The sequence below is a fragment of the Phytohabitans maris genome (assembly GCF_031085175.1).
GTDB classification, from domain to species: Bacteria; Actinomycetota; Actinomycetes; order Mycobacteriales; family Micromonosporaceae; genus Phytohabitans; species Phytohabitans maris.
The window spans coordinates 1-17,790 of the sequence record NZ_JAVHUY010000083.1 but is presented as its reverse complement, the minus strand read 5'-3'; the positions used below and the strand labels follow the sequence as shown (position 1 = coordinate 17,790).

Annotated in this window: 16 protein-coding genes; 3 read left to right on the top strand and 13 right to left on the bottom strand. The window is 72.8% G+C overall.

From position 1 onward, the window contains the following. The 6 genes from RB614_RS44575 to RB614_RS43675 all read right to left on the bottom strand — a co-directional run. Positions 1-99, bottom strand: a 99-nt coding sequence (locus RB614_RS44575) for a hypothetical protein (protein ID WP_428983225.1), incomplete at its 3' end; no start/stop codon positions are given. A 3-nt stretch (positions 100-102) separates the two neighbouring features. After that, complete coding sequence (locus RB614_RS43695) at positions 103-978, bottom strand: potassium-transporting ATPase subunit C (protein WP_308711661.1); 876 nt, start codon at positions 976-978, stop codon at positions 103-105. Continuing rightward, the gene (gene kdpB, locus RB614_RS43690) at positions 978-3,128 is read right to left on the bottom strand and encodes a potassium-transporting ATPase subunit KdpB (protein ID WP_308711660.1); all 2,151 of its coding nucleotides are present in this window, start codon (positions 3,126-3,128) and stop codon (positions 978-980) included. Before kdpB ends, RB614_RS43695 begins: the two co-directional genes overlap by 1 nt. Before the next feature lie 26 nt (positions 3,129-3,154). Beyond that, positions 3,155-4,795, bottom strand: a complete 1,641-nt coding sequence (gene kdpA / locus RB614_RS43685; protein WP_308711659.1) for a potassium-transporting ATPase subunit KdpA — start codon at positions 4,793-4,795, stop codon at positions 3,155-3,157. Then, entirely contained in the window at positions 4,795-4,884 is a 90-nt protein-coding gene (kdpF, locus tag RB614_RS43680) for a K(+)-transporting ATPase subunit F (RefSeq protein ID WP_308711658.1), read from the bottom strand. Before kdpF ends, kdpA begins: the two co-directional genes overlap by 1 nt. A 272-nt stretch (positions 4,885-5,156) precedes the next feature. Further along, positions 5,157-5,606: a hypothetical protein gene (locus RB614_RS43675; RefSeq protein ID WP_308711657.1), complete on the bottom strand. Its 450-nt coding sequence runs from the start codon at positions 5,604-5,606 to the stop codon at positions 5,157-5,159. A 160-nt stretch (positions 5,607-5,766) separates the two neighbouring features. Between RB614_RS43675 and RB614_RS43670 the strand changes: the two genes are divergently transcribed. Beyond that, positions 5,767-8,898 (top strand): ATP-binding protein, encoded by a 3,132-nt coding sequence (locus tag RB614_RS43670; RefSeq protein WP_308711656.1) that lies wholly within the window; start codon positions 5,767-5,769, stop codon positions 8,896-8,898. Here the strand turns inward: RB614_RS43670 and RB614_RS43665 are convergent. The 6 genes from RB614_RS43665 to RB614_RS43640 all read right to left on the bottom strand — a co-directional run bounded on the left by RB614_RS43665 (position 8,889) and on the right by RB614_RS43640 (position 14,154). After that, the gene (locus RB614_RS43665) at positions 8,889-9,674 is read right to left on the bottom strand and encodes an ABC transporter permease (protein WP_308711655.1); all 786 of its coding nucleotides are present in this window, start codon (positions 9,672-9,674) and stop codon (positions 8,889-8,891) included. The genes RB614_RS43670 and RB614_RS43665 overlap by 10 nt on opposite strands. After that, on the bottom strand, positions 9,671-10,699 hold the full coding sequence (locus RB614_RS43660; RefSeq protein WP_308711654.1) for an ATP-binding cassette domain-containing protein: 1,029 nt from the start codon (positions 10,697-10,699) through the stop codon (positions 9,671-9,673). The genes RB614_RS43665 and RB614_RS43660 overlap by 4 nt, the downstream gene beginning before the upstream one ends. Positions 10,700-10,767: 68 nt before the next feature. Continuing rightward, positions 10,768-11,427 (bottom strand): hypothetical protein, encoded by a 660-nt coding sequence (locus RB614_RS43655; protein WP_308711653.1) that lies wholly within the window; start codon positions 11,425-11,427, stop codon positions 10,768-10,770. Positions 11,428-11,471: 44 nt separating this feature from the next. Next, entirely contained in the window at positions 11,472-12,359 is an 888-nt protein-coding gene (locus RB614_RS43650; RefSeq protein WP_308711652.1) for an NAD(+)/NADH kinase, read from the bottom strand. Continuing rightward, on the bottom strand, positions 12,356-13,381 hold the full coding sequence (locus RB614_RS43645) for an SPFH domain-containing protein (RefSeq protein WP_308711651.1): 1,026 nt from the start codon (positions 13,379-13,381) through the stop codon (positions 12,356-12,358). The genes RB614_RS43650 and RB614_RS43645 overlap by 4 nt, the downstream gene beginning before the upstream one ends. 167 nt (positions 13,382-13,548) lie before the next feature. Beyond that, positions 13,549-14,154, bottom strand: coding sequence for a hypothetical protein (locus RB614_RS43640; protein ID WP_308711650.1), 606 nt, complete (start codon positions 14,152-14,154; stop codon positions 13,549-13,551). Between the two features lie 494 nt (positions 14,155-14,648). On the opposite strand from RB614_RS43640, the gene RB614_RS43635 reads away from it, so the two are divergent. Then, positions 14,649-15,260: a DedA family protein gene (locus RB614_RS43635; protein ID WP_308718613.1), complete on the top strand. Its 612-nt coding sequence runs from the start codon at positions 14,649-14,651 to the stop codon at positions 15,258-15,260. Positions 15,261-15,340: 80 nt separating this feature from the next. Next, positions 15,341-16,495, top strand: coding sequence for an ROK family transcriptional regulator (locus RB614_RS43630; protein ID WP_308718612.1), 1,155 nt, complete (start codon positions 15,341-15,343; stop codon positions 16,493-16,495). Between the two features lie 107 nt (positions 16,496-16,602). Here RB614_RS43630 and RB614_RS43625 read toward each other — a convergent pair. After that, positions 16,603-17,790 (bottom strand): UDP-glucose dehydrogenase family protein (locus tag RB614_RS43625; RefSeq protein ID WP_308718611.1); only part of this gene is annotated, 1,188 nt, incomplete at its 5' end.

Below are 17,790 nucleotides of genomic sequence, written 5' to 3'. Positions count from 1 at the left end.
GCCCCGCTCCTTACGCCGGTGCGCCTCCTGCAACATGGTGAACGTCTTACCCACCCCGGGCGCGGCACCGAGGTAGATACGCAGCTGGCCGGGGGACATCGGTTACCGCGGAAACTCGCGGTCGAGGGCGAGGTTGAGCTCCAGTACGTCGACGCCGCGCTCGCCCATGAAGCCCAGGGCCCGCCCGTCGGTGTGCTCGTCGACGAGCCGCCGGACCGTGGCCAGGTCGGTGCCGCGTTCGCGGGCGATCCGGGGTGCCTGCAACGCCGCGTACTCGGGGCTGATGTGCGGGTCGAGGCCGCTGCCGCTGGCGGTGACCGCGTCCGCCGGCACGGCCGGCTGGTCCGGGGCGCCGCCGCGGATCGGGACGATGACGCCGCCTTCGGCCCGGTAGTCGACGCCGGTCTGGGCGCTCCGCACCGGTACCCCCTGGTAGGTGGAGATGAACGGGGTGCCGGTCTGGTTGACGCTGACCACGCGGGTGATCGGTCCGGTCAGCCCGTCGCGGTAGAACACGGCCAGGACCGCGCCCACGCCGTCCGGGGTGCAGTACGGCCGGCTCCCGTCCACGCCTTCCAGCTCGCCGACCGCCTTGCTGCGGGCGCAGACCTGGGTGAGCAGGCTCTGCGTCGCGTCGTCAGGGTTGTCGGCGAGCGTGTCGACGACGTCCTCCGGGCCGAGGTTGCTCGCGGCTGTGGAGGTCGGGTCGTAGCCGTCGCCGGCCGCGGAGGGGCGGGACTGGAAGTACGCGGGGATGGGGTTGCCGTCGGCGTCGGTGAACGCCTGCCCGATGATCGCGCTGCCGACGGTCTGGCCGGCGGCGTTTTCGACCAGCGAGCCCTTGGCGTTGCCGCGCAGGCCCGGCAGTTGGGCGACGCCGACCATGACCAGCGGGTACGCCAGGCCGAGGATGACGGTGAAGACGAGCAGCGCGCGCAGCGCCGCGAGGTGCTGGGTGAGCCAGCCGGGTAGACGCATCACGAGATCCCTGGGATGAACTGGATGAGCAGGTCGATGAGCTTGATGCCGACGAACGGGACGACCACGCCGCCGAGGCCGTAGATCCACAGGTTGCGGGTCAGCAGCTTCGAGGCGCTGGACGGGCGGTACCGGACACCCCGCAGCGCGAGCGGGATCAGCGCGATGATCACCAGCGCGTTGAAGATGACCGCGGAGAGGATCGCCGAGGTGGGCGAGTCCAGCCGCATCACGTTCAGCCTGTCCAGCGAGGGGTACACGGCCGCGAACATCGCCGGGATGATCGCGAAGTACTTGGCGATGTCGTTGGCGATGGAGAACGTGGTGAGCGCGCCACGGGTGATCAGCAACTGCTTGCCGATCTCCACGATCTCGATCAGCTTGGTCGGGTCCGAGTCGAGGTCGACCATGTTGCCGGCCTCCTTCGCGGCCGACGTACCGGTGTTCATCGCGACCCCGACGTCCGCCTGGGCCAGGGCCGGGGCGTCGTTCGTACCGTCGCCGGTCATCGCGACCAGCCGCCCGCCCTCCTGCTCCTTCTTGATCAGAGCCATCTTGTCTTCGGGCTTGGCCTCGGCGAGGAAGTCGTCGACGCCGGCCTCGTCCGCGATGGCCTTGGCGGTCAAGGGGTTGTCACCGGTGATCATGACGGTCCGGATGCCCATCCGGCGCATCTCGTCGAACCGCTCGCGCATGCCCGCCTTGACCACGTCCTTGAGGTGGATCACGCCCAGCGTGCGGGCCGTGGTGCCGCTCGGGCCGGTGACGCACTCGGCCACCACGAGCGGGGTACCGCCGGTCGCGGAGATTCCGTCGACGATCGGCCCGACCTCGTCGGTGGGGTGGCCGCCGTTGTCGCGCACCCACTTCATGACGGCCGCCGCCGCACCCTTGCGGATCTGACGGTCGTCGATGTCCACGCCGGACATCCGGGTCTGCGCGGTGAACGGCACGAAGTGCGCGTGCGGCATGACCCCCTCGTCGCGGGCCCGCAGCCCGTACCCGGTCTTGGCCAGCACCACGATCGACCGGCCCTCGGGCGTCTCGTCGGCCAGGCTGGAGAGCTGCGCCGCGTCCGCCACCTGCTCGGGCGTGACTCCGTCGACGGGCAGGAACTCGGACGCCTGCCGGTTGCCCAGCGTGATCGTGCCGGTCTTGTCCAGCAGCAGCGTGTTGACGTCACCGGCCGCCTCGACCGCGCGACCGCTCAGGGCGAGCACGTTGCGCTGTACGAGCCGGTCCATGCCGGCGATGCCGATCGCGGACAGCAGCGCCCCGATCGTGGTCGGGATCAGGCAGACCAGCAGCGAGGCGAGCACGATGCCGGTGACCCCGTCGGCGTTGATCGCCTGGGTGTCCGGCGCGGCGGCCTGGAACCCCTTGGCGAAGATCGCCATCGGCTGCAAGGTGACCACCGAGAGCAGGAAGATGATCGTGAGCGCGGCGAGCAGGATGTTGAGCGCGATCTCGTTCGGCGTCTTCTGCCGGTTGGCCCCTTCGACCAGCGCGATCATCCGGTCGATGAAGCTCTCCCCCGGCTTCTGGGTGATCTTCACGACGATCCGGTCGGAGAGCACCTTGGTGCCGCCGGTCACCGCGCTGCGGTCGCCGCCGGACTCCCGGATCACCGGCGCGGACTCGCCGGTGATCGCCGACTCGTCCACGCTCGCGATGCCCTCGACGACGTCGCCGTCGCCGGGGATGATCTGGCCGGCCTCCACGACGACGATGTCGCCCTGCCGGAGGTCGACGGCGTCGACCCGCTCCTCGCGCTCGGCGTCCGTACCCCACCCGGTGAGGCGGCGGGCGACGGTCTCCTGCTTCGCCTTGCGCAGCGTGGCGGCCTGGGCCTTGCCCCGCCCTTCGGCCACCGCCTCGGCCAGGTTGGCGAAGACCACGGTCAGCCACAGCCACACCGTGATCAGCCAGCCGAAGACCGACGGGTCGGTGATCGCCAGCACGGTGGTGAAGACCGCGCCGATCTCGACGATCAACATGACGGGGTTGCGCCACAGCGTGCGCGGGTCGAGCTTGCGCACCGCGTCCGGCAGGGACTTCCACAGCTGCTTCGGGTCGAGCAGGCCGCCGCCCACCGGCTTGCCCCGCTGGGCCGCCACCGGCGCCTCCGGTGTCACTGTCGTGACGGTCATTTCAGTCTTTTCCTTCTCTAGGGCGGCTACAGGCCCTCGGCCAGGGGGCCGAGGGCGAGGGCGGGCAGGAACGTGAGGGCGACGAGGACGACCGTCACGCCGGCGACCATGCCGACGAACAGCGGCCGGTGGGTCGGCAGCGTCCCGGCCGACTCCGGTACCGGCTGCTGCCGGGCGAGCGAGCCGGCCAGGCCGAGCACGAGCACGATCGGCAGGAACCGGCCGAGCAGCATCGCCAACCCCAGCGCGGTGTCCCACCAGGCGGTGTTGACGGTGATGCCGGCGAACGCCGAGCCGTTGTTGTTGGAGGCCGAGGTGAACGCGTAGAGCACCTCGGAGAAGCCGTGCGGGCCGACGTTGAGCGCGGTCTCGTGGTTCTTCGTCGCCATCGCGGCGGCCGTGCCGATGAGGACCAGGGCCGGCGTGACCAGGAAGTACAGCGACGCGAACTTGATCTCGCGGGCGCCGATCTTCTTGCCCAGGTACTCGGGCGTCCGGCCGACCATCAGCCCGGCCACGAACACCGTGATCACCGCCAGGACGAGGATGCCGTACAGGCCGGCGCCGACCCCGCCGGGCGCGACCTCGCCGAGCATCATGTTGACGATCGGCATCATGCCGCCCAGCGCGGTGTACGAGTCGTGGAACGAGTTGACCGACCCGGTCGAGGTGAGCGTGGTCGCGGCCGCGAACGTGGCCGAGTTGGGCACCCCGAACCGGGTCTCCTTGCCCTCCATCGCGGCGCCCACCGCCTGCGGCACCGTACCGCCGTGCGCCGACTCGAAGCCGATCGTCAGCGCCACGCTCGCGATCGCCAGCACGGACATGACCGCGACGATCGCGTACCCCTGCCGGTTCTGGCCGACCATCCGGCCGAACACCCGGGGCAGGCTGAACGGGATGCAGAGCAGCAGGAAGATCTCGATCCAGTTCGTCCACGGCGTGGGGTTCTCGAACGGGTGGGCCGAGTTGACGTTGTAGAAGCCGCCACCGTTGGTACCCAGGTCCTTGATCGCCTCCTGGGAGGCGACCGGCCCGCCGGTGATGTGCTGCGTCGCGCCGCCCAGCGTGGTCACGTCGGTGCCGCCGGAGAGGTTCTGCACCGCACCGCCGATGATCAGTGCGATCGTCGCGAGCACGCTGATCGGCAGCAGGATGCGGATCGTGATCCGGGTCAGGTCGACCCAGAAGTTGCCGAGCTGGTCGGTCCTGCGCCGGGCGAAGCCCCGCACCAGGGCGACCGCGACCGCGATGCCGACCGAGGCGGAGACGAAGTTCTGCACGGCGAGGCCGGCCATCTGCACCAGGTGGCCCATCGTGGACTCACCCGAGTACCACTGCCAGTTGGTGTTGGTCACGAAGGAGACGGCGGTGTTCCACGCGCCGTGGGTCATCACGTTGTCGAAGCCCAGCGACAGCGGCAGGTAGCTCTGCAGGCGCATGAAGCCGTACAGGAACAGGATCGACACCGCCGAGAAGGCCAGCACGCTGCGGGCGTACACGCCCCAGGTCTGCTCGCCGGCCGGGTTGACCCCGACCAGCCGGTAGACGCCCCGCTCGACGGCGGAGTGCCGGGTACCGGAGACGACCCGGTACATGTAGTCACCCAGAAAGCGGTACGCCACGGCGAGCGCGGCGATCAGGGAGAGGACGAAGACGACACCCATCAAAACCGCTCCGGAAAGAGCAGGGCCGCGACCAGGAAGATCGCCAGGCCGGCGGAAATGACCAGACCGATCACGTTGACGGCGTTCACAGCCGCTCCACCGCCCGTACGACCAGGGCGAGGACCACGAACAGCCCCACCGTCAACAGCACCAGGGCTATGTCGGCCACTGGGGTGCCTCCTTCAGGAAAGCCTCAAATTGCGTATATCGGTTGTACCGTGTCGGGTCGGCCGGCAACGCCAACTCGCGGTCGGCCGGCCGTCGACCGTGCCGGGCAATACAAACGCCTGCTCGCGCGCGCCGTAAGGGCTCTTGACGGGATCCATACGGCGCCGCCTCGTTTCTTGACGGACCCTTGACGTCAGCGGTGACCCACGCCGCGCCGCACCGGCTCCTCGCGCCCGTCACCGGCGGCCTGTGCGTGCCGCAGCCACCGCTGCCCGAGGCCCAGCGCGGTCGCGAAGGCGATCACGGCCAGGTGCCACCCGCACTCCGGGCCGTCCCAGGACAGGTCGCCGAAGCGGTGCACCAGGAAGCCGTTGAACAGCAGGTATCCCAGGCCCGCCGTGGCCAGCGCCGCGCGGGTGCCCGCGGCGAGCGCCGCGTAGACGCCGGCCGCCACCGCCACGACGAGCAACCGGCCCGAGGTGTCGCCGCGCGGAAACAGCACGGCCGCCACGGTGGTCGCGGCCGCCATCGCCGCCGCGCCCGCCGCCATGTCGATACCGAACGGGGTACGCCCCGCCTCCGCCCGCACCACGCACTCCTGACCAGCCTCCGGGCGGCCGCCGATCGGCCGCGCGCTGCCCATGAAAACGCGGGCCCGGGGGCGGGACGAGGTTCTTGACGCTATCCGTACGCGTCCATACGCGATCCTGACGCGCGCCGCGCCGCTACGATGCCGCCCCGTCCGGCAGGGGGGTCGACACCGCTTGCCGCGAGCCCGGGTGACCCGCGCCTAGCCTGGTGGGGTGAGCGTCGATCTGGTCCTGCTCCGCGGCGTGTCGTACCAGGGGCAGGAGATCACCGGGCACCGGATGCGCGGGCTGCTGGCACTGCTCGCCGGCGACCTGCGTACGGGCTGCGGCACCGCACGCCTCGTCGACGGGCTGTGGCCGGAGGAGCCGCCCGGCAACCCGACCAAGGCGCTGCAGGTGCTGGTGTCCCGGACCCGGGCGCAGCTGGGTTCGGGCGTCATCGCCAGTACACCCAAGGGGTACCGGCTGCTGCTCGCCGAGGACCGGGTGGACAGCAGCGCCGTGCTGCTGCGGGCGGCGGCGAGCACCCGGCAGCTGCGCGCGGGAGACCACGCGGCCGCGCTCGCCCACGCCGAGGCCGGCCTGGCCCTGTGGGACGGTACGCCCCGGGACACCGTCGTGACGGACGACCCGGTGGAGGCGCTGCGGGCCGAGCGGGTGGCGGCGCACCGGTCGCTGGTGCGCACCCGGGCGCTCGCGCTGGCTCGGCTGGGGCGGCACGGGGAAGCCGTCGAGCCGCTCACCGCCCTCGCCGCCGACCTGCCCCGCGACGAGGAGGTGCTGCTGGAGCTGCTGCGCGGCGAGGCGGCCACGGTCGGCGCGTCGGCGGCGCTGGCCCGCTACGAGGCGTACCGCCGGGCGTTGCGCGACGAGCTGGGCACCGACCCGGGCGCCGCGCTGCAGGCCGCGTACCAGCATCTCTTGCGGGGTGACACGCCGGTGGTCCGGCAGGGCGTCGCGGCCGAGCCGAACCCGCTGCTGGGTCGCGACGAGGACCTGGCCGCGGTGGCCGCGCTGGTCCGCCGGTCCCGGGTCACGTCCATCGTCGGCCCCGGTGGCCTGGGCAAGACCCGGCTGGCGAACGCGGTCGCCCGGGACGCCGAGCAGCGAGTGGTCCAGGTCGTGCCGCTGGCCGGCGTGGCCACCGACGCCGACGTCGTCCGCCAGGTGGCGTCGACGTTCGACGCCGCCGAGCCGCGGCTGTCCCACCCGGCGGTACCGCCGGACCCGGTCGCCGGCATCGCGGCCGCGCTCGGCTCCGGGCCGGCCCTGCTCGTGCTGGACAACTGCGAGCACGTGGTCGCCGGCGCCGCGGAGCTGGTCCGGGCGCTGGTCTCGGCCCTGCCCGAGCTGCGGGTACTGACCACCAGCCGCACCCCGCTGGGCCTCTCCTCGGAGTCCGTGTACGCGCTGCCCGAGCTGAGCCTGCCGACGATGGTGGAGCTGTTCGCACAGCGGGCGAGGGCCGCCCGCCCCGGCGTCGACCTGCCCGCGGAGGCGGTCGCCGAGCTCTGCGGCCACCTGGACGGGCTGCCGCTCGCGGTCGAGCTGGCCGCCGCCCGGGTACGGGTGATGTCGGTCGCGGAGATCGCCGAGCACCTCGGCGACCGGTTCGCCCTGCTGCGCGGCGGGCCCCGGGACGTACCCTCGCGGCACCAGACCCTGCACGCGGTGGTCGAGTGGAGCTGGAACCTGCTGGACCCGGCCGGCCAGGCGGCGATCCGCGCGCTGTCGGTCTTTCCGGGCGGGTTCACCGCCGGCGGCGCGCGGCGTCTGCTGGGCGGCGAGGCCCTGCGCACGCTGGAGGACCTGGCCGACCAGTCGCTGCTGAAGGTGGTCGACACCGGTTCCGGCGCGCGGTTTCGGATGCTGGAGACGGTGCGCGAGTTCGGCGCCGCACGGCGCGCCGCGGCGGGCGAGGACGACGACGTGGCCGCCGGTTTTCTCGCCTGGGCCAGGGAGTTCGGGCTGGCGCACCACGAGGCGGCCCTGGGACCCGACCCGGCCTCGACCGCGGACCGGATCAGGGCCGAACAGGACAACCTGCTGCAGGCGCTGCACCAGGCGGTCGCGCGCGGCGACAGCACCACGGTGGTGGCGACGACCGCGGTCCTGGGCGCCCTGTGGATGATCGAGTCGAACTACGCCCGGATGGTGGCGCTGACCGCGGAGGCGGGCTGGATCCTGTCGCACTACCGGCCCGGCCCGGACTTCGTGGAGGTGACCCGGACGGCGGCGACGCTCTGCACCGGCTTCACGTTCAGCTCCGAGGGGCCGCGGGCGGTACGTTCGCTGGTGGCGCTGCGCCGGCTCCCGCCCGCACCGCCGGACACGCTGACCCGGGCCGGCGCGATCGTCCTGGCGGCGGTGCCGGAGCTGATGGCGGGGAGCCGGCGGCTGGACGAGCTCTGCGGCAGCGGCGTGCCGTTGCTCGCCGCGGTCGCCAACGCCGTCGCCACCTACCTCTGGGAGTACCAGGGCGAGCCCGACCGCGCCCTGTCCGCGGCCGAGCGGATGCTCGCGGCGTCGCTGGACCAGCCGGTGCCGTGGGCGCGGCTGCTCGCCCGCGCCCGGATCGCCGACCTGTACCTCCAGTCCGGGCGGGGCGCGGAGGCGCTGCCCCACCTGGAGGTCGCGATGCGGATCCTGGAGCAGGTCGGCATCCGGCACGAGACGCTCGGCGTCCGGCTCGGCATCGTGCTGGCCAACCTGCAGCTCGGCGCCCTGGACGCGGCCGAGCGCCAGCTGGCCCTGTTCGAGCCGGACCAGCCCGAGGAGGTGGTGGAGCTGAGCTCCTTCCTGGCCGTACGCGCCGAGATCCTGCTCGGCCGCGACCAGACCGAGGCCGGCCTGCGGACGTGGCGGCGGGTCGCCGGGATGGCCCGCGAAGCGGTGGAACGCGGCGACGTGCCCGGCCTCGACAGCTGGACGCTGGAGGTGGAGGCGGCGACCGTCATCGCCCACGTCCGGCACGGCCGGCGCGAGCTCGTCGCCCCACTCGCCGCCGCGCTGCCGGAACGGCTCTCGGCGCTGCTGGCGGCGCTCGCCGCCAACCGCACGTCCCTGGCCGGCTTTCCCCTCGGTGGCGCGCTGCTGCTCGCACTGGCCACAGTGGACCTGGACCGGGGCGAGACGGGCTCCGGCGTACGGCTGACCGCGCTGGCCGAGCGGTTCCACTACATCCGCGGCTTCCGGCCGGCCATGTCGCCGGAGCAGGCACGGCAGGCCGCCGAAGAGGCCGACAAGGCGGCGTACGCGGAAGCGGTCTCCGCGTACGCCGCCCTCGGCCCTGACGAGATGCTCGTGGCCGCCCGGGCGGCGCTGCGCGAGCGGCCTCAGGCCTGACGGTTGTACAGCTTCCTGGCCCACAGGTAGCCGACCAGCGCGATCCCGGCCGACCACGCGGCGGCGGCGATCCCGCTGGACCCGATGCCGGTACCGAGCAGCAGCCCGCGGATGGTCTCCATGATCGGCGTGAACGGCTGGTACTCGGCGAACCACCGCAGACCCACCGGCATCGAGTCGGTGGGGACGAACCCGCTGCCGAGGAACGGCAGAAAGACCAGCGGCTGCGGCAGGTTGCTCGCGCTCTCCACGGTCTTGGCCGCGAGGCCCATCGCCACCGACAGCCAGGTGAGGGCGAAGGCGATCATCGCCACGACACCGGCGGCCGCGACCCATTCCAGGACGCTGGCGTTCGGCCGGAACCCGATGGCGAGCGCCACCCCGACGACCACCGCCACGGCGACGGCGGTCTGCACCATCGCGCCGACGACGTGGCCGGTCAGCACCGAGACGCGGGCGATGGCCATGCTCTTGAACCGGGCCACGATGCCCTCGGTCATGTCCATGGCCACCGAGATCGCGGTACCCATCGCCACGGCGGCCACCGCCATCATCAGGATGCCCGGTGCCACGTAGTCCACGTACGCGCCGCGGCCGCCGGAGCCGGAGCCCAGGCCGTTGCCGAGCGTACCGCCGAAGACGTAGACGAACAGCAGCAGGAACACCACGGGCGTACCCACGAGTTGCAGGATCAGCGACGGGTACCGCCGCATGTGCGTGATCTGGCGGCGCACCATCGTGGCCGAGTCCGCCAGCGCCAGTGACATGGTGCTCATCGCACAGCCTCCATCGTCGTCTCGTCGGTCCGGGCGGTCTCGCCGGTCTGGGCGGTCTCGTCGGTCATCCGGCTCTTACCGGTCAGGGCGAGGAACACGTCGTCCAGGTCGGGTGTGTGCACGGTCAGCGAGTCCACCTCGACCGACGCGTCGTCGAGCCGGGCGAGCAGCGCCCGCAGCGAGTGCACTGCGCCGTCGTGCGGCACCTGGAGCACCAGCGACTCGTCGTCCCGGCCGTCGGCGGCGAGCGCCCCGCCGGCCGCGGTGAGGGTCCGGGCCGCCAGGTCGAGCTCGTCCGGGTCGGTGAACCGCAGGCTGACGTGCCCGCCCGGGATGCGGCGCTTGAGCTCGTCGGGCGTACCCTCGGCCACCACCCGGCCCTGGTCCAGCAGCGCGATCCGGTCGGCGAGCTGGTCGGCCTCCTCCAGGTACTGGGTGGTGAGGAAGATGGTCACCCCGCCGGCCACCAGCTCCCGGATGATCTGCCAGAGGCCGCGCCGGCTGCGCGGGTCGAGACCGCTGGTCGGCTCGTCCAGGAAGATCACCCGCGGCGCCCCGACGAGCGTCATCGCCAGGTCCAGCCGGCGCTGCATGCCGCCGGAGTAGGTCCCGGCCAGCTTGCCCCGCGCCTCCACCAGGTCGAACCGCTCCAGCAGCTCCGTCGCCCGCCGGCTCCCCTCCCGCCGGCCCAGGTGGTGCAGGTCGGCCATCAGCCGCAGGTTTTCCTCGCCGGTCAGTAGCTTGTCCACCGCCGAGAACTGCCCGGTCAGCCCGATCGCGGCCCGTACCGCGTCCGGCTCCCGCGCCGGATCGTGCCCCGCCACCCGGATCTCGCCGCCGTCGGCGCGGATGAGCGTGGACAGGATCTGCACCATCGTGGTCTTGCCGGCGCCGTTCGGGCCGAGCAGCGAGAAGATCGTCCCTTCGGCGACGGTGAGGTCGATGCCGTCGAGCACGACCTTGTCGCCGTACGACCTGCGCAGCCCGCGCACCGCGATCGCCGGTCGGATGTGGTTGTCTGCCATGCCCCGAACGGTCGCGCCGCCCGGTTTCACCGCGGCAACACCCCGGCAACGCCGGGCCCGGTCCCCCGTTACCGGGGCGACGCCAGCAGCGCCTCGGCCAGGAGCAGGTCGTGAAACATCCACTTTCCGGCCGCGTTGCCGTCCCGGCGTACGGCCGCGAACCCGTCGCCGCGCAGCACGGTCACCCGCCGCCACGACCGCGGCGGCTCGCCGGTGAGCGCGGACAGCTCGGCCGGCCCCATCGGGCTGGGCCCGACCGGGGCGCCGCCGCTCGGCGGCTCGCCGACGAGGGTCGCGGCCCGCTTCGGCTCCTGGACGATGTGCACCGCCCGCCCGTGCCGGACGCCCCGGTAGACCACCGCGCCGACCGTGAACCCGCCGAGGAAGCCGCCGGCCAGGTCGGGCACCCGCAGGTACGCCGGCATCTGGACCAGCTTGAGCCCGAGCCCGCTGACCGTCTCGCTGGCCGCGCGGGCCATCGCCCCGTACGCGTAGAAGAAGTAGCCGCAGAACAGCAGGCCGAGCCCGCCGAGGATGCCCGCGCCGACCATCGCGTACGTGACGGTGTGCACCACGTACATCGAGATCCCCACGGCGGTCATGAGGACGGGCACCCCGAAGTAGACCAGCCGGACCTGCCGCAGGGCGGCCTGGCTCCGGCGCACCCCGGCCAGGTCGGGCACGAGTGTCAGCCGCTGCTGGATCAGCTCCGCGCGCTTTCGATCCATGGCCGGTCCCTTCGCCGTGTAGGGGAACAGCGTAGGAGGCACACTCAACGGCGCGGCACGATGCTGAGTGAGCGGTCAGCCAGGCCGATCCGCAGGCGCTGGCCCCAGCCGAGCTCCAGGTGGTCGCCCTCCAGCCCGTCGGCGAAGGCGACCAGCCGCTCCGACTCGCTGGTCAGCTCCAGCCACTCCGCGCCGGCCAGGCGCCCCTGGGTGAGCGTGGTGCCGGTCGCCGGCGAGGGCCAGGCCTCCCGGATGAACCAGCACAGCGCAGTCTCGGTCGGGCCGGGCAGGGCGGGCGCCGGCGCCAGCGTACGGGCGATCGAGGCGCACCACCCGGTGGCGCCGGTGCCGGTGCCGACCACGACGCCGGAGGAGGACTGCCGCTCGCGGGCGCCGCCGGCCGTGCCGAGGACGTAGCGCGCGGACTGGTGGCTCGGGTGTCCGATGTAGACCTCGTTCAGCCCGTACAGCCGCTGGCCGTCGTCGAGCTCGGCGACCACCATGGTCCGGTGCTCGACCGGCAGCTCGCGGCGGAGCAGCGCGGCCACGGCGGCCGGGGCGTGCTGCACGAGCACGCCCGGGTTGCGCTCCGGCTCCGGGTCGACGCCGATGACCGGCTGCCCGTCCAGGTACTTGGCGACGTTGGCCACCAGCCCGTCCTGCCCCACCGCCAGCACGACGTCCTCCGGCCCGAAAAGGAACCGGGGCAGGTCGTCGCGGTCCACGTGGCCACGCCGCCAGTCGGGCGGGACGGCCGCGCCGACCGTGGTCAGCGCGGCCGCCTGTGCCTCGTGCCGCTGCCGCACCTGCGCCAGGTCGCGGCCGCGCTGGCGCAGGAAGTAGCCGGCGGCGCCGAGCGTGCCGTGGCGGGCCAGCAGCTCGTCCAGCTCGCTGCGCCGGGTCACGGTCACCAGCCGGGTTGGAAGCGTCATCGCTCGCCGTGCCCGTTGGCCAACCGGCCGACGAGCTTGGTCACCACGTCGGGCGTGATGGTCAGCTCGCCGATCTGCGGGAGCTGGCCGGCCAGCTTTTCCAGGGCGAGGGCGTAGAGGACCGCCTCGGGGACGTCGCGGTAGGCGGCCAGCCGGGCGACCTCGGCCTCCGCGGAGGCGAGACCCACCGCGCGTACACCGTCGGCTCGGGCCTGCTCGCGGGCCCGCTCCGACTCGGCGGCGAGCCGGGCCCGGTCGGTCTGTCCCTGGCTGCTGACCAGCTTGGCGGCCGCCTCCAGCTCGGCTGCCCGCCGGTCGTTGGCCCCGCGCTGCTCGACCAGCTGCTGCTCGCGGCGGGCCAGCTCGATCTTGTTTTGCAGCTCGTTCTCCGCGATGGCGCGCTCCTGCTCGACGGCGACCGCGCGGCGCGCGTAGCTGGCCCGGTCGGCCTCCTGCTGCACCGCCTCCCGGGTCGGGGTCTGCAGCGCCCGCTCCACCTCCGGCTCCGGCCGGATCGCGACCACCCGGGAGGAGACCACACTCGCCCCGATCTCGGCGAGCCGCTGGTCGCCGGCGAGGGCCGAGGCCACCGCCTCGCGGACGGTCGCGATGCCGGCCAGCGCCTCGGTGAGCGGGACCCGGGCGAGCAGGTCGAGCGCGGGCTGCTGGGCCAGCTCGGCGAGGAGCGTCGCCACCTGGTCGAGCGGCTGGCCGCGCCATCCGCCGCGGAGCGGGTCGATGGAGAAGTCGAGCCGGGTGGCGGCCAGGCCCGGGTCGCTCATCCGGTACGTCACCGTGGCCTGCACGGTCACGTCGGCGAAGTCGGCCGTGCGGGCGTGGAACAGCAACGGCAGCTCACGGTCGTCGACCGGCACCTCGGAGAGGACCGCGTGCAGTGGCCGGTACCAGAACGACGTGCCGACGCCCTCGTGCCGCACCCGCCCGCGGACGACGTGCCGCACATAGGCCGTCGGCGCCCCGCGCAGGTGCCGCAGGAACAGTCTCCTCGTGATGTCGGCCATCCCGACCCCTCCCTCGTTATCGTCGTCTTGACGATAACGGCCTCATGGGCTTCTCGTCAAGGTGGCGAGAATCTCCGGGCGGCCGGACAGGCGAGAGCTGGCCGGGTCCCTCCCGGGGGGAGCGAGGGACCCGGCCAGCGGTCTCTATTTCGTTGTTTCGTTGGGGGTCAGCTGTTCCAGTGGTCGGCCACGGTCTTGGCGGCCATCGACTCCCACTGCGCGTAGTGGAACGGGAACGCCGACACCTGCACCGCCTGCGCGGCATCGGTCAGCGGCATGTCCCGCCACCCGTCAACATTCTTCAACCCCGACAAAAACGCCGTCGTCGAATACGCCGGATCGGTAATCTGCTCCGGCGAACCCCAACCCGAAGACGGACGCTGCTGGAACAACCCCAACGAGTCATGATCGTTCACATCACCCAGATGACCCAGGTTCACCAGCTTCGACTCCTGCAACGACGTCGCGATCGCCACCACCGCGGCCCGCTCGTCCATACCCGCCTTCTTCGTCGCCGCGATAATCGCCTCAGCGTTATCCACCTGCTCACCCGACAACGCGAAGTACGACTGCTCACCCTGCACACCATGCGGGACCAGCTTGTCCATACCCGGCTTGTCCGCCTTCACCTGCGCCACCGACACCACCGCCGGCGCACCCTGCGTACCGTGGGCCGGCGAAGCCAGCGCCGCCGTGGACGGACCGAGCAGCGCACCACCAGCGAAGGCGAAACCCGCGACCGCGGTCACCGTCTTACGCAGCATCGTGTTCATACCCGACACTCCAATCCAGGGGGAAAAACGCGCACACACGCGCCCGACGCCGAATTCGACGCCACAAAACAAATCAGGGAAAACAACGGGGGGAAAACACAAGCACCCGGCGGACTCACACTCACCGGCGCGGGATAGTCAACGACCCGACCCCACCCGGCATTCCCACCGGAGCCCCGACCCGACCGAACCCTTTCGCGAGCCGGACGCACAACGACCCCGGGCCGCCGGCCATTCCACCGAACTCCCGGCGGGACTCCTTGGTGGGCCGCATGCATAACGACCCCGGGGCCCGGCCAATTCCGCCGGCCGACCGGACATCCGGCGCAGGCGGCACGTCACCGGGCATCGGGCCGGACGCGCGCCGTGCCGTATGCGAAGTTCGCCTGGTGGCCGCCCGTTGGATCGATGGTGTCCGCTGGCGCGACAGGCGGGCCGGATTCGCTCGGCGGGACACGCAAACGGGCCCCACGCGAACGCCAGGACCTTTCACCATGCTCGATCAGGTCGTCCCGCTCGTCACGTCGCCGTGGATCTACCTGGTGGTGTTCCTCGTCGTGGCGCTGGACGCGTTCTTCCCGGCGGTACCGAGCGAGGCGATCGTGGTCGGGGTGAGCGCGTTCGCGGCGCAGGGCGAGCCGGCGATCGCCGGGCTGGTCGTGGCGGCCGCGGTGGGCGCGTTCGCCGGTGACAGCGTCTCGTACGCCCTTGGCCGCCACGCGCTCGGTTCGTCCCGTTTCCTGCGCGCCCGGGCGTTGCGGGCGGCGCACGCGTGGGCCGGGCGGGCGCTGGCGAGCCGCGGCGGGACGCTGCTGGTCGTCGCCCGGTACGTGCCCGGTGGCCGGACCGCCGCGACGCTGGTGGCCGGCTCCGTGCGGTACCCGATCCAGCGTTTCTGGTTCTTCACGGCGATCGCGGCGGTCTCCTGGTCGCTCTACTCGACCGCCACCGGCTACCTCGGCGGGCGGCTCTTCCACGACCACCCGTACCAGGGAATCCTGGCCGGCCTGGCCCTCGCCTTCGGCCTCACGCTGCTGATCGAGCTCGGCCGGTACCTCGCCGGGCGCCGCGGCCGGGCGAAGGCGGCCACCGGGGCACGGACCTGACGCGCGGCCTTGACCGGGGCACGGCGAGCGGCAATAGTTAGCCAACTTGCCTAACGTTCCGGGTCGCCGCGGAGGGGTGGATGACGCGACTGGCCGGCTCCTCCAAGCTGCTCCGGGCGATCAACGAGAGCGCGACCCTCGCGCTCCTGCTCGACCGGGGCACGCTCACCCGGGGCGACCTGCGCGAGCTCACCGGCCTCTCCAAACCCACGACGTCCGAGGTCATGCGGCGCTTGACCGATGCCGGCCTGGCCGTCGTGGTCGGCCACACGAGCGGCGGGCCAGGTCCGAGCGCGGAGATCTACGCGGCCAATCCGGCCGCCGGGCACGCCATCGCCATCTCGGTACGCGAGGCGGGGCGCCCCCACCTCTCGGCGGTCCTTTGTGACCTCGCCGGCGCCGAGGTGGCCCGGGCCGAGGTGGCGGCGGCCGCCGACCCGCTGCCGGCCGTGACCGGGCTGGTCGACGACCTGTCCCGCCGGGCGGGGCTGGCGCCGGGGAGCACGCGGCTGGTCCAGCTCGCCCTCCCCGGGTCGTACGACCCGGCGGCAGGCGTGATCCGCCACATCGACGTGCCCGGCTGGGACCGCCCGGGGCTGGTGGCCGACCTGGCCGCCCGGCTCGGCGCGACGGTCGCGGCGGACAACGACGTCAACCTCGCCGCCATCGCCGAACGCCACCACGGGGTGGCCGGGGCGGTAGAGAGCTTCGCCCTCGTGTGGTTCTCCGGCGGTCTCGGCCTCGCCATCGACCTGGGCGGCACGCTGCTGCGCGGCGCCCGCGGCGGAGCCGGCGAGATCGGGTACGTGCCGGTCGGGCTCGGCCGCGGCGCCGACCGTACCGACCTGACCGACCTGGTCGGCGGGCCGGCGGTGCTCAGGCTCGCCGGTACCCACGGCATCGCGGCCGCGACCCCGGAGGCCGCGGTGGCGGCGGCGGTCTCGTCGGCGGACGCCGGCCCGTTCCTCGACGCGCTCGCCGAGCGGATCGCCTACGGCCTGGCCGCCGTCGCCGCGGTGCTCGACCCGCCGCTGGTCGTGCTCGCCGGCGACGTCGGGCGGGCCGGCGGCGAGGCGCTCGCCACCCGGGTCACCGCCGCGCTGCGGGCCACCACGCCGCTCGACCCGGCGATCGCCGTAACCGGCGTGCCCGGCGACCCCGTCCTACGAGGCGCACAGGCCGCCGCCAACCACGCCCTCCGCGCCCAGATCATCGCCAGCTCCGCGCCGCGCTGACCCCCGTGTCGGCCGGCGCGCCGCCCCATCGAAGTCCCTGATCGACCACCAGCACGGGCAAGCCCTGGGCCGCCCCCTCCGGGGGGTGAGCGGGCGGCCCAGGGTGTCTACGGGCGGCCCAGCGCGCGGTACTCCCAGCCGGCGGCGCGCCAGCGGGCGGCGTCGAGGGCGTGCCGGCCGTCGACGATGCGCGGGTGGGCCACCACGGTGGCGAGGGCGACCGGGTCGATCTCGCGGAATTCGGCCCACTCGGTCAGCAGCACCACCACATCGGCGTCCCGGGCCACGTCCAACGCACCCTCGCCATAAGCCAACTCCGGATGCACCCGCCGCGCGTTCTCCATCGCCACCGGGTCGAAAACCCGCACCACCGCACCCTCCTCGTGCAACGTGCTGGCCACATCCAACGCCGGCGCATCCCGGATATCGTCCGAGTTCGGCTTGAACGCCGCCCCCAACGCCGCCACCCGCACCCCCACCAGGTCACCACCGACCAGCTCACGGACCAGGTCGACGGTGCGGGCCCGGCGCCGCTTGTTGATCCCGTCCACCTCACGCAGAAACGACACCGCCTGCCCCACACCGAGCTCCTCGGCCCGGTGCATGAACGCCCGGATGTCCTTGGGCAGGCAACCACCACCGAAGCCCAGACCCGGCTTCAGAAACCGGCCACCGATCCGATCGTCATAGGCGAGCGCCGCCGCCAGATCGTGCACATCCGCGCCGGTCCCCTCACACACCTCCGCCATCGCGTTGATGTACGAAATCTTCGTCGCCAGGAACGAGTTCGCCGCGACCTTCACCAGCTCCGCCGTCGCCAGGTCGGTGACCACCACCGGGGTCCCCTGCGCCAGCACCGGCGCGAAGGCGGCCCGCAGCCGCTCCTCGGCCCACGGCGACGCCACGCCGAAGACCAGCCGGTCCGGCCTGAGGGTGTCGTCGACCGCGAAGCCCTCCCGCAGAAACTCCGGATTCCAGGCCAGCTCCACTTCCTCGCCGGCGGGCGCGAGCCGCCGCACCATGCCGGTCAGCCGGGCGGCGGTACCGATCGGCACGGTCGACTTGCCGACCACCAGGCTCTTGCTCCGCAGGTGCTGGGCGAGCTCGCTGACGGCCGCGTCGACGTACTGGATGTCGGCGGCGTACGAGCCGGGGCGCTGCGGCGTGCCGACGCAGACGAAGTGCACCTCGCCGAACTCACCCGCCTCGGCATACGACGTGGTGAACCGCAGCCGGCCCGACTCCAGGGCCTTGCTCAGCAGCTCGGGCAGGCCAGGCTCGAAGAACGGCACCTC